This window comes from Micromonospora fiedleri (genome assembly GCF_016774385.1).
Lineage (GTDB): Bacteria > Actinomycetota > Actinomycetes > Mycobacteriales > Micromonosporaceae > Micromonospora > Micromonospora gifhornensis.
The window spans coordinates 15,160-29,305 of the sequence record NZ_JAETXL010000001.1 but is presented as its reverse complement, the minus strand read 5'-3'; the positions used below and the strand labels follow the sequence as shown (position 1 = coordinate 29,305).

Genomic DNA, 14,146 nt, shown 5'->3' with positions numbered 1-14,146 from the left:
GAAAGGCGACTCCGGTGAGTAGTACCAAGTTGGTGCCGGAGACCCGGCTGATGTCCGACGAGCAGCTCTGCGCCGACCACGCCTGGCAGACGCTGCGCCGGGAGGGCGGCTGGCACCTGCTGCGGGACGCCTTCACCCGGTTCCGCTACGGCGACGGGTTCAGCCACTCCCGGGCCTTCGCGTTCCAGCTCTGCCTGGCCGTGGTGCCGTTCCTGATCGCGTTGACCGGGCTGATCGCGGAGCTGGGTGCGGCCGAGGGCGGCGAGGTGGTCGCCGACACCGTCCTGGCGTTGACGCCGGGTGCCAGTGAGCAGGTGGTCGCCGAACTGCTCGGTGACGGCGAGGGGGCCGGTGCCGAACGGGCCGAGGACATCGGCGAGGTGGCCCTGACCCTGGGTCTGATGACCGGGCTGGTGGCGTTGACCAGCACCATGGCGCAGATCGAACGCGGCGCCAACCGGATCTACGGCGTGGAACGGGACCGGCCGGCGCTGCGCAAGTACGTGCGGGCCGCCGTGCTCGCCGTGACCGCCGGTCTGCCGGCGCTGGCCGGCTTCCTGATCCTGGTCGGCGGTGGGCCGATGGGTGACTCGGTGCAGCGGCACTACGCCTGGGGCGACGTGGCCGCCACCGGCTGGGACATCATCCGCTGGCCGCTGAGCCTCGGGCTGACCGTGCTCGCCGTCGCGGTGTTGTTCCGGCACGCGCCCCGACGCCACCAACCCGGCCTGTCCTGGCTGTTCTTCGGCGCCGGCATCGCCACCGTGCTGTGGTGGCTGGCCAGCCTGCTGCTCGCCGGGTACGTCCGGTTCAGTGCGGACTTCGGGCAGACCTACGGTGCGCTCACCGGGATCATGGCGCTGCTGCTCTGGGCCAACCTCACCGGCATGGCGCTGTTCGGTGGTCTCGCTTTCGCGGCCCAGTTGGAGGCGGTACGTATCGGCGTACCGGAACCCGCCCAGCCGGACCTGTGGCAGCCCGAGGCACAACGCGACGACCTGCTCGACACCGGCGAGATGACTGCCCTGTAGCCCGAACGGGCCGACCCGCCGACGCGACGGGTGTACGCGACACATCGACCGGGTACAGCGGCACGCCAGAGGCGAAGGAGGCTGCCGTGGGCGCGGTCAAGGACGTACTGCGTCGACCCCTGGGACACTTCACCGAACGTACGCTCGCCGGCCTGGCGCTCGTACTCGGTGCCGGGGTCGGTTTCGGGTTGGTGCTGGTGCTGGTCCGCGTGCAGTGGTCGCCGCTGTACGACATCGACCACGGTGTGGCGCAGTGGCTCAACGATCGGGTCTCGCCGATCGGCCCGCTGGTCACGGTGCTCAACGCGATCACCGACCTGGGTGGTCGAGCGGTCATCGTCTGGCTGGTCACCGTCGCCGTGGTGGGGTTGCTGATCCGGCGGCAGGGCCGGCTCGCCGTCTTCGTGATCGTCACCGGTGCCGGTGCGCTGATTCTCGACCCGGCCCTGAAGACCCTGGTGGACCGGTTGCGGCCCGAGGTGACCACGCCGATCGGCTCGTACGCCGGTCAGAGCTTTCCCAGCGGCCACGCGCTCGGGTCGATGGTGGCCTACGGTGCGTTGCTGCTGGTCTTCCTGCCGGCGATGGCGCCGCGCTGGCGGAAGCCGGCGATGGTCGCGGTCGGTGTGATGGTCTTCCTGATCGGCTTCACCCGGGTCGCGCTCGGCGTGCACTTCCTCTCCGACGTGATCGGCGCCTGGCTGCTCGGCGCGGCCTGGCTCGGCGTCACCGCGTACGCCTTCCGGCTGTGGCGGTTGGAGCGGGGACGCCCGGCCGCACCGCTGACCGAGGGGCTGGAACCGGAGGCGGCACACGAGGTGGCGCCCGCGCCGGACGAGGAGAAGCTGCTGCCGCACGCCCGCGCCGGCATCGCCGAGATCATCGTCGGTTGGGTGCTGGTCTTCGGCGCGCTGTACGCCTTCGGCACGTTCGTCAGCTACCACGCCAAGGGCACCTTCCTCGCCACCTGGGACGAGGTGGTGCCGACCTGGTTCGCTGCGCGGCAGACCCCGGCGCTGAACGACCTGAGCTGGTGGTGGAGCAAGTTCGGGGACACCCACGCCATCCTGCTCGTCTCGATGATCTTCTGCCCGCTGGTGCTGGCCATCTGGCGGCGCTGGCGACCGGTGCTGTTCGTGGCACTGACCATGTTCGGCGAGCTGACCCTCTTCCTCGCCTCCGCCGCCGCGGTGGACCGCCCGCGTCCACCGGTGGAGAACCTGGACGGGCCGATGCCGACCTCGTCCTTCCCGTCCGGCCACATAGCGGCCACCCTGTGCCTGTGGGTCGCCATCGCGGTCATCGTCTTCCCGCGTACCGACCGGTGGTGGCGGTGGCTGTTCGTGGTGTCGGCGGTGGTGATGCCGGTCGGCGTGGCGGTCTCCCGGATGTACCGGGGCATGCACCACCCGACCGACTTCATGGGCGCCATCATGCTCACCGGCCTGTGGATCGGGCTGCTCTACTGGGTGCTGCGGCCCAACGAGGACGTCCACGAAGGCAACCAGCCGACCATCGAGTCGGAGGACGTCGACACCCTCGACGACGAGTTGGCCAAGGCCGGTCGGGCGGACTGAGCCGCCGTGCTGCGGGTGCTCACCTGGAACGTCCGCAACGGCGGCCGGGACTCCGGTGGCCCGGATCGACGCGACGCGCTGCTGCGGGTGATCGCGCAGGCCCGCCCCGACGTGCTCGCCCTGCAGGAGCTGCGGGGGCTGGACGTGACCGCCTTCGCGGCTCGGCTGGGTCTGCGGCCCCACGTGGCGGGCAGCTGGTTCGGGCAGCCGGTCGCGGTGCTGGTCCGGCCCACCTGGCCGGTGCTGGCCGCCGCGCCGGTCCGCCGCCCGTTCCACCATGGCGCCCAACGGGTGACGATCGGCACCGACGCCGGCCCGTTGACCGTGCTGAGCACCCACTTCTACCCGTACTCCGGTCGACGCCGCCTGATCGAAGCCGGCTGGGCGGCCGCCGCGCTGCGCCGGGCCCGCGACGGCCTGGCGCTGCTCGCCGGTGACCTGAACACCCTCGACCCGTACGCCGAACACACCGAACAGATCGCCCGGCTGCCCGAGACGTACCGTCGCCGTCACCTGCGCCGCGACGGTCGTACCCCGGACACCCGGGCGGTGGCCCGACTGCTCGCCACCGGCCTGGTCGACCTGGGCGCGACCGCCGGTCCCACCGTGCCCACCGGCTACGCCGGCGCCGAGTTCTCCGACATGCGCCTGGACTACCTCCTCGCCACCCCCGCCCTGGCCACCCGCCTGCTGACGGTCGAAGTCCTCCGCACCCCCCACACCCACCAAGCCTCCGACCACCACCCCCTCCAAACCACCCTCTCCCTAACCCCACCTGACCCCACCCCCACCTGACCCCACCCCGCGCCCCCTGCCCTTGTTGATCAAGAGGTTTTGGTCTCCTGACCGACCTGTCGCGACCAAAACCTCTTGATCAACCTGGGCTTGTGAGGGGTCGGTGGGGGTGGTGGGTGGGGGTTAGGGTGGCCGGCTGTGATGGATTCATCGTCGCCGGTGCGGCGTAGCGACAACGGCGACAGTGGCCCGTCGGTGGTGGGGGTCCTCGCGCGCGGCGTGGTGCTGGTGGTGGTGCTGCCGTTTCGGCTGGCCTGGGAGGTGCTGGCGGCCGTCGGCAGAGGACTGTACCGCTGGGTACTGGCTCCGACGGGCCGGTTCCTGGACCGGTGGCTGCTGCGTCCACTCGGGTGGTTGCTGCAGCATCTGATCTGGATTCCGCTGCTCTGGCTGGGCCGCGCCGCGGTGTGGCTGTGGCAGACCCTGGTCTGGTTGCCGCTGACCTGGCTGTGGCAGGGCCTGGTCTGGTTGTGGCACCACGTCCTGTGGCCGCCGCTGCGCTGGTGCGGGCTTGGGTTGGCCTGGCTGTTCCACACCCTGGTGTGGGTGCCGTTGTACTACCTGGTCTGGGTGCCGGTGACCTGGCTGGTACGGGTGCTCACCCCGGTCTTGCAGCAGGTGGGCCGGTGGCTGGTGGTCCTGGGCGAGCACCTGGGCGCGGCGCTGTCCTGGGCCTGGTGGGCGTCCGGCCGGATCCTGTGGTGGTGCTGGGCGCTGACCCTGCGTCCACTCTGGCTGGCCACCCGCTGGCTGTGGCGGAACATGGTGGTGCCGGTGGGCCGGGCGATCCGCGCCGTCTGGCGATTCACCGTCGTAGCGCCGGCCCGCTGGCTGCGGACCAGCGTCCTGGAGCCGGTCGGGCGGGAGATCCGCGAGACGCTGTACGCCCTCGGCCTGCTCCGCTGAGCGACGGTCAGAGGACCAGGTTGAGCAGGACGGTCAGCACGATCGAGGCGACGATCGAAACGAGGATCATCAGGAGGCAGCCGAGGCCGCCACCGGCGGGTCGGATCTCCGTGTTGCCGATACGCATGGGGTTCACCTGTTCGTCAGCGTGTCGAGTCGGTCGAGGACGCGGTCGTCGAGCAGAGCCCGGACGGCGTCGGCGACCTGGCGGGGGGCGGTGCTGGCGACGTTGTGTGCCGCGCCCGGCACCGAGACGGTACGGACCTGGGGCACCAGGGCAGCTGCCCGGTCCCGCCAGGCCGGCGGTGCGATCGGATCCCGGGCACCGGTCAGCAGCAGGGTGGGGACGGTGAGTCGGGTCAGGTCGTCCTCGATCCGGTTGCGGACCGAGTGCGAGAGGGTGGCCCACACCCGCCATGGGCGGGCATCGGCGATGTCACGTACCAGGACCGGGGCCTGCCACAGCGACTCCCGGGGCAGGTCGAGCAGCAGGCGGCGGAGCTGGCCGGTCCGGGACCGGGCCCGCGGATCGCTTGTCGGTCCGGCGAGCACCAGGGCGCGTACCGCGTGCCGATGGCGTACGGCGAGGGCGGCGGCGACCTCCGCGCCGAACGAGTGCCCGAACACGCACACCGGTGGCAGCCGGTACGCGGCCAGCAGCGCGGCCAGGTGGTCGGCGTGCCGAGGTACGTCGTACGCCTCGGCGGGGTGGGCGCTGAGCCCGAAGCCGGGCAGGTCCGGCGCGTACACCGGGTGGTGGTCGGCCAGCGCCACGGCCAGCGGGGTCAGGTAGCGGTGCGACACCGCCAACCCGTGCACCAGCAGGACCGGCGTGCCGGGCGGTGCGTCGACGCTGCGCCGGACGTGGGTACGGAGCCCGTCGACGTGTCGCCACTGACTGGTCAGCCCGGCCGCGTCGGCCGGTGCGGCGAGCGCGAGGCGCAGCAGGGCTCGGCTCGCCGTGCCCCGACCCGCTGACCCGGTGCTCACAGGTCGCGCAGGCGGGGCAGCAGCTGCTCCTGCGCCCAGTCGAGGAACATCGGCTGACTGTCGCCGCCGACCTGGACCAGCGCCACGTGCGTGAACCCGGCGTCGACGAACTTCTTGAACGCCTCGACGTGCTTGTCCACGTCCGGCCCGCAGGAGATGCCGGCCGCCACGTCCTCCTCGCGGACGCTGCGGGTGGCCGCCTCGAAGGCGTCGTTGTCGGGCAGGTCGGTGTTGACCTTCCAGCCCAGCCCGAACCAGCGGAACTGGTCGTGGGCGATCTTGCGGCACTCCGCCTCGTCCGGGCCGTAGCAGATGGCCACCTGCCCGTAGCGGGGCCGTCCGGCACCTCCGGCCTGCTCGTACACCTCGACCAGGCGCGCCTCGGGGTCGGTGGCGACCATGGCGTCGCCGTACTCGGCGGCGAGGGTGGCCGACTGCCGGCCGGAGGCGGCCACCGCCATCGGCACCGGAGCGTCGGGCCGGTCCCAGATGTACGCGTCCGGCACGTCGTAGTGGTTGCCGGAGAAGGTCAACGTCTCGCCGTTGAGCAACGGCCGGATGATCTGCAACGCCTCCTCGAACATCTCGTGCCGCTGCTGCACGTGCGGCCAGGCGCCGACGATGTGCTCGTTGAGGTTTTCCCCGGCGCCCAGACCGAGGGTGAACCGCCCGTCGGAGAGCACCCCGATGGTGGCGGCCTTCTGCGCCACGACAGCCGGGTGGTAGCGGCGGATCGGGCAGGTCACGAAGGACATCAGTTCCGCGCGGGAGGTGGCGTGCGCGACCGCGCCGAGCACCGACCAGGCGTACGGGGAGTGGCCCTGTGACTCCAACCAGGGGTAGTAGTGGTCGGAGGTGATGATGTGGTCGAAACCGGCCGCCTCGGCCCGTACCGCGTAGTCGACCAGTTCCTTCGGGCCTGCCTGTTCACACATCAGGGTGTAGCCGATGTTGACCATGGTGTCTCCTTCCGGGCCGGGTGGCCCGTTCCGGATACCCCGGTCCACACGTGTCAACCCTCGCCGATGCTTGACGCCCACCCGCCCCCTGCCTACCGTTGACCTGAACCGGTTCAGGTGCTGACCTGCCGCGTGCCCTGTGGTGGGGATGGCCGCCCCCGTGACAGCTCGGTCCTGTACGCAGTCACGGGGGCGGCGCGGTTCGCTAGGCGTACTGAACCGGTTGCTTTCCACCGATCCATCGGCCTACGCTGATGTCTGCCTCGCCGGGCCTTGCTTCCGCGGCTGTCGGGCTGCAGCCGCCACCCGTCACTCATCACCCCCTGGGCACGGGGGAGAAACCTCATGCGAGGAAGACCATGAGAAAGCTATTCGCGGGCGTCGGCGCCATCCTGTTGGCGACCGTCGCCGCAGTGTTCGCCTTCGGCCCGTCGGCGCAGGCGGCCTCCGGCTTCACGGTCAGCGGCGGCAAACTCTACGACGCCAACGGCAACGAGTTCATCATGCGCGGGGTCAACCACGCGCACACCTGGTACACCCACCAGACCAGTTCCTTCGCCAACATCAAGGCGCTCGGCGCGAACACCGTACGAGTCGTGCTCTCCAGCGGCGACCGGTGGACCCGCAACAGCGCCGACGACGTGAGCACCGTGATCGGGCTGTGCAAGGAAAACCGGCTGATCTGCGTGCTGGAGGTGCACGACACCACCGGGTACGGCGAGCAGAGCGGCGCGGTCAGCCTCGATCGCGCGGTCGACTACTGGCTCAGCATCGCCAGCGCGCTCAACGGCCAGGAACGGTTCGTCATCGTCAACATCGGCAACGAGCCGTACGGCAACCAGAACTACTCGTCCTGGGCCACCGACACGAGCAACGCGATCCGACGGCTGCGCAACGCGGGCCTGACCCACACCATCATGGTGGACGGCCCGAACTGGGGTCAGGACTGGTCGTTCACCATGCGCGACAACGCGCCGGCGGTGTTCGACGCCGACCCGGCCCGCAACATCGTCTTCTCCATCCACATGTACGGCGTCTTCGACACCGCCGCCGAGATCAGCGACTACCTGGGGCGGTTCCGCAGTCGACAGCTGCCGATCGTGGTCGGCGAATTCGGCCACTACCACTCCGACGGCGACCCCGACGAGGACGCCATCCTGTCGTACACCCAGGCCAACGGGATCGGTTGGCTGGGCTGGTCGTGGAGCGGCAACGGTGGTGGCGTCGAATACCTCGACATGGCCACGAACTTCAACCCGAACCAGCTGACCAGCTGGGGACAGCGGTTGTTCAACGGCACCAACGGCATCCGGCAGACCTCGCGGCAGGCAAGCGTCTACGACTCGCTCCCGCCGCCGACCTCGCCCCCGCCCACGACCACTCCGCCGCCGCCCACCTCGCCCCCGCCGACCACGCCGCCGCCGTCGCCGGGCTCCGGCTGCACCGCCACGTACGCGATCACCAACCAGTGGCAGGGCGGCTTCCAGGGCGACGTACGGGTGACCGCCGGTACCAGCGCCATCAACGGCTGGACGGTGCGGTGGACGTACGCCAACGGCCAGTCGGTGACCCAGTCGTGGAACGCCACGGTCAGCACCAGTGGCTCGACGGTGACCGCCCGTAACGTCGACTACAACGGCCGGCTCGGTGCCGGTGCCAGCACCAGCTTCGGCTTCATCGGAGGCTGGGCCGGTACCAACTCCGTACCCACGGTGACCTGCACCGCGAGCTGACGCCCCTGGTGGCCGGGTCCACCCGGACCCGGCCACCGGAGGGGTTGCTCTCCGAGACCGCACCACAACAGGCCGACTGCCACAGCCGGTGGGGCTATAACGACATGATGGGTACAACTCCGACCCTCGTCGTCGTCAGCGGACCGCCTGGGGCCGGTAAGACGACACTGGCTCACCTGCTCGCCCAGCGCATCGGCTGCCCCGCGATCTGCCGGGACGAGATCAAGGAAGGCATGGTCCACGCCACCGGCGATGTCACGGCGGCACCGGTCGACGAGCTGAGCCTGCGGACCCTGCCCACCTTCTTCACGGTGCTTGAGGTGCTGCTGACCGCGGGTGTCACCACGGTCGCCGAGGCAGCCTTCCAGGACCGTCTCTGGCGCCCTCACCTGCAGCCGTTGATGCGGATCGCCGACGTCCGGGTGGTGCACTGCCGGGTCGCCGCGCAGACCGCCTTCGACCGTGTCCGGCGACGCCAGGACGAGAATCCGATCCGACGCGCCCACGCCGACGCGTCCCTCGGCCACGACCAGGCGACCCATGCCGTCGGCCACCACGGCTTCCAGCCCGTCCGGCTCGACATACCCCAGATCGAGGTGGAAACCGGCGACGGCTACCGTCCCGGGCTCGATGAGATCGTCGCCTTCGTCGACGCCGGACGCTGAATACCGACCGCTTTTGCTGTGGGTCGTGTCGGTTTTCAGCGACCTCACAGCGGCAGTCGATAGGGTGCCAGCGTCAGCGTCCGCTCCTCAAGGGAGACCGGGCACCAGACCCCAGCGGGAGTACCGATGGTCTTCAAGAAGATGTTGAGCGCGCTCGGGGTGGGCGGTCCCAGTGTGGACACCGTCCTGGCCAATCCGCATACCCGGCCAGGGCAGACCCTCGACGGCCAGGTCAACCTGATCGGCGGAGACGCCCCGGCGAACATCGAGCACCTCGCCGTCGGGCTGGTCACCCGGGTCGAGATCGAGAGCGGCGACAGCGAGTACGCCGGGGTCATGGAGTTCCACCGGCACCCGATCAGCGGCGCGTTCCAGCTCGCCCCCAAGCAGCAGCTCTCCATCCCGTTCCAGCTGGTGGTGCCCTGGGAAACCCCCATCACCGACGTGTACGGCCAGCGTCTGCGCGGCATGACGATGGGGCTGCGCACCGAGCTGTCCATCGCGCGTGCGGTCGACAAGGGCGACCTCGACCAGGTCAGCGTGCACCCGCTGCCGGTGCACGAGCGCATCCTGGAGGCGTTCCTCCAGCTCGGCTTCCGGTTCAAGGCGGCCGACCTGGAGCGTGGACGCATCCACGGCGTACAGCAGACGCTGCCGTTCTACCAGGAGATCGAGTTCTTCGCCGCGCCGCAGTACGCGCAGACCATCAACGAGCTGGAGCTGACCTTCGTCACCAACCCGCACGGCGTGGACGTGGTGTTGGAGTGCGACAAGCGCGGCGGCTTCCTCAATCCGGGTCACGACGTCTTCGGCCGGTACCAGGTCTCGCACGCCGAGGCCGACCGTCCGGACTGGGTGCAGGTCGTCGACGGCTGGCTGGGTGAGACGGTCGGACGGTACGGCAGCATGCGCGGCCAGCACTTCGCTGCGCCCGGGTACGGCGCGCCGCAGGGTTACGGCGGCGCGCCCGGCTACCCGCCGCAGGCCGTCCCGCCGGGCTACCCGCCGCAGGGTGTGCCACCGCAGGGGTACCCGCCGCAGGGCTACCCGGCGCCGCACGCCGCCCAGGGCTACCCGCAGCAGGGGTACGGCGCGCCGCAGGGTTACGGTGCTCCGCCCGGATACGGCCCGCCCAACAAGTACGGCCACCCGCAGCAGCAGCAGCACCACCGCAGCGGCCCCGGCATGGGCGGGATCGTCGCGGGCGCGGCGCTCGGCGCCATGGGCGGCATGGTCGCCGGTCACATGATCGGCAACGCCCTGGAAGGTGGCGAGGAGCAGATCGCCGAGGCCGCCGGTGACTTCGGTGGCGAGGACTTCGGCGGCGACTTCGGCGGCTTCGAGGAGTTCTAGAGCCGGAACCGGCGTCCTTCGGGGCGACCCGTGGCCGACGCCCTCGGGACAGCCGAGGGCCGGTGCTCTCAAGCAGCCGAGGGTCGGTGCTCTCGGGGCAGCCTGAGGCGGCGGTCGGACCAGAACAGACGGTGGCCCTCCGGGAACGGATCCCGGAGGGCCACCGTGCGTCATGCGCGCGGGTCAACGCCCCCGTCGACGCTCCTCGGCCGAACGCTTGGGGCTGCCGGCCTTGGCCAGGCCACGGCTACCCAGGTAACCCAGGGTCAGCAGGGTGATGAAGAACCACGCCTGGCCCGGGTTGTTCAGGTTCAGACCGTTCGTGGTCGTGCCTCGCCAGAACGCTGCGATCACGACAGCAGCCACGGCCGCCGCGTAGATCCAGAATTCCGTCGTCAGGAACGACTGCTTGGTCTCCGTACCGGGTGCCTGCGCCGGCTCCCGATGGCCGTCGTACGCCGGCATCTGCCGGGTGGGCATGTCCTGCATGGCCTGACGATGCTGTACGTCCTGCGCGGGACGGTTCATCGGCCTGGTGGATGCAGCCTGCGTGCTCATCTGTCCTCCTCAGGATGCGATGAGTCCTGCGATCCCTCGCCCCGCTACCGCGTGTCGGCCACGGCACGGTTCGCGTACTGGCGGGGGCACGACGGGTCTACCCGGTGCCCCGACAGCAGTAACCCCGGATCCGCCGGCCAGACCCGTCCCGCGTCCACCTATAACCCACACCGCGCCGGCTCCGCCGAATGTCCGTTCCCACCTCGCGTCCCCTGTCCCCACCGTCCGATTCACCCCCGCCCAGCGCACCCTCCGCCCGCCCGACGACGCGCCTCTCCCTGTCCGCGCAGCGTGCCCGTGTCCGCCCGACGACGTGCCTCTTCCCGAGTGGCCCCGATGTGGGATCGAGTGGCTTCGTCTCCGCCTGGACACCACAAGATCCCAGATCGAGTGCCTTCGCCGCCGCCGGGAAGCCACTCAAGCTCAGAGCGGGGGGCCTCGCCGCCGCCCATAGCCACTCAATCCCGGATCATGTGGCTTCGTCGTCACGGGACACGGCTCAATCCCGGATTGAGTGGCTTCCTCGCTGCCGGGACACCACTCAATCCCGGATCGAGCGCGATCACCTGCCCAAGGATGGGCGGGACGCTGGCTGGTCAGCGGGTCCGGGTTTGTTCGGGCGGTCACCGGGCACGCTTCAGGGATCGACACGTGAGCGAGGTGATGGATCATGCGTGAGGACGACCTGCGACAGGACGCTGCCCGTCGGGCCGAGGAGCGGCTCACCGCCGGCGTGTACGGCGAGGGTGCCCTGGACGAGGTGACGGTGCCGCCTACCGATGTGAACAGTGCCATCCAGCGCGACGACCCGGACGATCCGGCGAAGGTGCCGATCGACCCCAACGTGCTGCGTGACGGCGGTCCCACCCGCGGACAGGGCGCGATCACCACCACCGGAGGTACGGCCGGTCCGGCGAGCGTACGTCGGGTGGCCCGCCAGCCGGAGCGTCACCGAGGCAAGGTGGCCCCGACCACCACGGGTGACGCCACCACCGGCGGCCTGAGCACCCCACGTGGCGGCTCCACCAGCGACCAGTCCACCCCCGCCACCCACATCGGCAACTTCGACTGACCCACCCACCCACCCACCCACCGACCCACCCTGCACGACAGCGTTGATCATGAGGTTGGCGGCGCCATGGAGATCGACCACTGCCGCCAACCTCATGATCAACCGAGGTGGGGGTGGGTGGTGGGTTAGGGGGTGGGGGTGAGGGTGGTTAGGTGTTGGGTGGCTCGGGTTAGGGCTACGTAGAGGTCGCTGCGGCCTCGGGGGGATTCGGCGACGATCTGGTCGGGGTCGACCACGATGACCGAGTCGAATTCGAGGCCCTTGGCTTCGGCGACGGTCAGGATGACCACCCGGCTCTCCAGGTCGGGTTGTTCGCCGACGGTGGCCTCGGGGAGTGCCGTGGTCACCGTCGCGCCGAGGTCGTCGACACGGGCGGCCGGCACGATCACGCCGAGGCGTCCGTCGGTGAGTGCGGCGGTCTCCGCCGTAACGATCTCGACCAACTCCGCCCCCAGCCGGTCGGCCGGGGCGCGGCGAGCGACAGGCGTACGGCCGCTGGAGCGTACGGCGCGGGGTGGTTGCAGGGTCGGGTCGATCTCGGCCAGCACCTCCGCCGCGACCGCCATGATCTCGGCGGGCGTGCGGTAGCTGACGGTCAACTCCGTCAGCCGCCACCGGTCGGCCACATAGGGCGCCAACGCCTGCGCCCACGACGGGGTGCCGGCCAACGCGCCGGTCTGCGCCACGTCACCGACGATTGTCATCGACCGGCTCGGGCAGCGGCGCATCAGCAGCCGCCAGGCCATCGGGCTCAGCTCCTGCGCCTCGTCGATGATTACATGGCCGAACGCCCAGGACCGGTCGGCCGCCGCCCGCTGCGCGGTGGTCAACCGGTCGGCCTCCTCCTGACGTTCGAGCAGCTGGTCGGCGTCGAGCAGGTCGGTCACGCCGAGGATCTCGCCGCCGTCGGCCTCGTCCTCCACGTCGATCGACCGCGAGCCCCGGGCGATCTCCAGCACACCCTCGGCGTACTCGCGTTGCAGGGCGCGCAGGCGTTCCCGGCGGGCGGCGGCGGCCCGGTCGTCCTCGCCGAGCAGCTCTGCCGCCTCGTCCAGCAGCGGCACGTCGGCCGGGGTCCAGCCGCCCGGTTCGCGGTGCAGCGCGGCCCGCTCGTCGGCGGTGAGCATCGGCGCGGCGGTGGCGATCCGGTCGGGGTCGGCGTACAGGTCGGCGAGCAGGCGTTGCGGGGTGAGCACCGGCCACAGTTCGTCGAGGGTGGCGCGTACCTCGGGCTCTTCGCGCAGTTCCCGGCGGATCTCGGCGAGGTCTGCTTCCTCGAGCAGGTTCGCCCCGCCGAGCGGGTCGGCGCCGATGCGTTCGGCGACCTGGTCGGCCAGCGCGTGGATGATCTCGATGTCGAACACGGCGCGGGCCAGGTTGTGCGGCCGACCGCTGCGGCGGGCCTGGTCGCGGGCCGCCTGCACGGTCGCCGGATCGAGCACGAGGATCTCCCGCTGCGGCAGTTCGATCTCCAGCGGTTCGTCGGGGACCCGCTGCCGGTCGCGTACCGCGTTGGTCAGGACCTCGACCATCACCGGCCGACCCTTCACCGCCGCGGTGGTGGCCGGCTCCGCGCGCCGCGCGTTCACCCCGGGGAACAGATCGGCCTGGGTACGCAGCAGCACACCCGTCTCGGCCAGCGCGGGCAGCACCTGCGAGATGTAGTGCAGGAAGGTGAGGTTCGGGCCGACCAGCAGCACGCCCCGGGTCGACAGCTCCCGCCGGTACGTGTAGAGCAGGTACGCCGCCCGGTGCAGCGCCACCGCCGTCTTGCCGGTGCCGGGGCCACCCTGCACCACCAGCACCCCCGGCAGGTCGGCGCGGATGATGCGGTCCTGCTCGGCCTGGATGGTCTCGACGATGTCGCGCATCCGCCCGGTACGGCCCGCGTTCAACGCGGCCAGCAGCGACGCCTCGCCGGTCAACTCCTCGTGGGCGGTGGGGGAGGCGGTGTTCAGGTCGAGCACCTCGTCGTTGAGGCCGATCACCTTGCGTTGCCGGGTCCGCAGGTGTCGACGCCGCCGGATGCCCTGCGGGTTGGCGGCGGTGGCGAGGTAGAAGGCGCGGGCGGCCGGGGCGCGCCAGTCCATCAGCAGCGGATCGTAGTCACCGTCGGTGTCGAAAATGCCGATCCGGCCGATGTAGTGGCGCGCGCCGTCGTCGGTGTCCAGCCGGCCGAAACACAGACCGTTCTCCACCGCCGAGAACTGCTCGACCTGGTCGGCGTACATCCGTACCGCGCTGTCGCGTTGGGAACGGGCCTGCAATGTGCCACCGGTCACCCGCAGTTCCTCGGTCAGCCGCTGCGACGCCTGCTCCCGCAGGCCGTCCAGGCGCTGGTAGAGCATCGAGACGTACTCCTGCTCGCGGCCGATCTCGTCGTCGGACGGCGAACCGTCGGAGTGCCTTGACAATCCGTCTCCCAATTGGCTAGTCTCCGAGATAGGAACGGCTTTTATCGCCGTTCTTTTTTGTTGCCTGAACGGATAAAGATACCGCGCCGGGCA

General features: G+C 70.5%; 12 protein-coding genes. 8 read left to right on the top strand and 4 right to left on the bottom strand.

Features of this window, described 5'->3' with window-relative positions; translation table 11 throughout:
* The first annotated feature begins 14 nt into the window (after positions 1-14).
* The 4 genes from JMF97_RS00145 to JMF97_RS00130 all read left to right on the top strand — a co-directional run bounded on the left by JMF97_RS00145 (position 15) and on the right by JMF97_RS00130 (position 4,309).
* Positions 15-1,031, top strand: a complete 1,017-nt coding sequence (locus tag JMF97_RS00145) for a YihY/virulence factor BrkB family protein (protein WP_203219684.1) — start codon at positions 15-17, stop codon at positions 1,029-1,031.
* An 86-nt stretch (positions 1,032-1,117) separates the two neighbouring features.
* Positions 1,118-2,608, top strand: coding sequence for a phosphatase PAP2 family protein (locus JMF97_RS00140; RefSeq protein ID WP_203219683.1), 1,491 nt, complete (start codon positions 1,118-1,120; stop codon positions 2,606-2,608).
* A gap of 6 nt (positions 2,609-2,614) precedes the next feature.
* Entirely contained in the window at positions 2,615-3,403 is a 789-nt protein-coding gene (locus JMF97_RS00135; RefSeq protein ID WP_203219682.1) for an endonuclease/exonuclease/phosphatase family protein, read from the top strand.
* A gap of 141 nt (positions 3,404-3,544) precedes the next feature.
* The gene (locus JMF97_RS00130) at positions 3,545-4,309 is read left to right on the top strand and encodes a hypothetical protein (protein WP_203219681.1); all 765 of its coding nucleotides are present in this window, start codon (positions 3,545-3,547) and stop codon (positions 4,307-4,309) included.
* A 132-nt stretch (positions 4,310-4,441) separates the two neighbouring features.
* Here the strand turns inward: JMF97_RS00130 and JMF97_RS00125 are convergent, their stop codons facing one another.
* Both JMF97_RS00125 and JMF97_RS00120 read right to left on the bottom strand, forming a co-directional pair.
* Entirely contained in the window at positions 4,442-5,299 is an 858-nt protein-coding gene (locus JMF97_RS00125; RefSeq protein WP_203219680.1) for an alpha/beta fold hydrolase, read from the bottom strand.
* Positions 5,296-6,258, bottom strand: a complete 963-nt coding sequence (locus tag JMF97_RS00120; RefSeq protein WP_203219679.1) for a TIGR03557 family F420-dependent LLM class oxidoreductase — start codon at positions 6,256-6,258, stop codon at positions 5,296-5,298. Before JMF97_RS00120 ends, JMF97_RS00125 begins: the two co-directional genes overlap by 4 nt.
* Positions 6,259-6,617: 359 nt before the next feature.
* Between JMF97_RS00120 and JMF97_RS00115 the strand changes: the two genes are divergently transcribed.
* The 3 genes from JMF97_RS00115 to JMF97_RS00105 all read left to right on the top strand — a co-directional run bounded on the left by JMF97_RS00115 (position 6,618) and on the right by JMF97_RS00105 (position 10,009).
* On the top strand, positions 6,618-7,991 hold the full coding sequence (locus tag JMF97_RS00115) for a cellulase family glycosylhydrolase (protein ID WP_203219678.1): 1,374 nt from the start codon (positions 6,618-6,620) through the stop codon (positions 7,989-7,991).
* Positions 7,992-8,098: 107 nt separating this feature from the next.
* Positions 8,099-8,656, top strand: a complete 558-nt coding sequence (locus tag JMF97_RS00110) for a P-loop nucleotide/nucleoside kinase family protein (RefSeq protein ID WP_203219677.1) — start codon at positions 8,099-8,101, stop codon at positions 8,654-8,656.
* Positions 8,657-8,782: 126 nt separating this feature from the next.
* A complete protein-coding gene (locus tag JMF97_RS00105) occupies positions 8,783-10,009 on the top strand; it encodes a sporulation protein (protein ID WP_203219676.1) in 1,227 nt (408 codons plus the stop codon).
* A 183-nt stretch (positions 10,010-10,192) separates the two neighbouring features.
* Here the strand turns inward: JMF97_RS00105 and JMF97_RS00100 are convergent, their stop codons facing one another.
* Positions 10,193-10,567 (bottom strand): hypothetical protein, encoded by a 375-nt coding sequence (locus JMF97_RS00100; RefSeq protein ID WP_203219675.1) that lies wholly within the window; start codon positions 10,565-10,567, stop codon positions 10,193-10,195.
* 670 nt (positions 10,568-11,237) lie between these two features.
* On the opposite strand from JMF97_RS00100, the gene JMF97_RS00095 reads away from it, so the two are divergent.
* Complete coding sequence (locus JMF97_RS00095; RefSeq protein WP_203219674.1) at positions 11,238-11,639, top strand: hypothetical protein; 402 nt, start codon at positions 11,238-11,240, stop codon at positions 11,637-11,639.
* Between the two features lie 125 nt (positions 11,640-11,764).
* Here the strand turns inward: JMF97_RS00095 and JMF97_RS00090 are convergent, their stop codons facing one another.
* Positions 11,765-14,053 (bottom strand): HelD family protein, encoded by a 2,289-nt coding sequence (locus JMF97_RS00090; protein ID WP_498043303.1) that lies wholly within the window; start codon positions 14,051-14,053, stop codon positions 11,765-11,767.
* Positions 14,054-14,146 lie beyond the last annotated feature (93 nt).

Excerpts from the sequence above, each read along its gene's own strand:
- JMF97_RS00130 (WP_203219681.1), top strand. The coding sequence starts at position 3,545 with ATGGATTCATCGTCGCCGGTGCGGCGTAGCGACAACGGCGACAGTGGC.
- JMF97_RS00120 (WP_203219679.1), bottom strand. The coding sequence starts at position 6,258 with ATGGTCAACATCGGCTACACCCTGATGTGTGAACAGGCAGGCCCGAAG.
- JMF97_RS00115 (WP_203219678.1), top strand. The coding sequence starts at position 6,618 with ATGAGAAAGCTATTCGCGGGCGTCGGCGCCATCCTGTTGGCGACCGTC.
- JMF97_RS00110 (WP_203219677.1), top strand. The coding sequence starts at position 8,099 with ATGGGTACAACTCCGACCCTCGTCGTCGTCAGCGGACCGCCTGGGGCC.
- JMF97_RS00105 (WP_203219676.1), top strand. The coding sequence starts at position 8,783 with ATGGTCTTCAAGAAGATGTTGAGCGCGCTCGGGGTGGGCGGTCCCAGT.
- JMF97_RS00100 (WP_203219675.1), bottom strand. The coding sequence starts at position 10,567 with ATGAGCACGCAGGCTGCATCCACCAGGCCGATGAACCGTCCCGCGCAG.
- JMF97_RS00095 (WP_203219674.1), top strand. The coding sequence starts at position 11,238 with ATGCGTGAGGACGACCTGCGACAGGACGCTGCCCGTCGGGCCGAGGAG.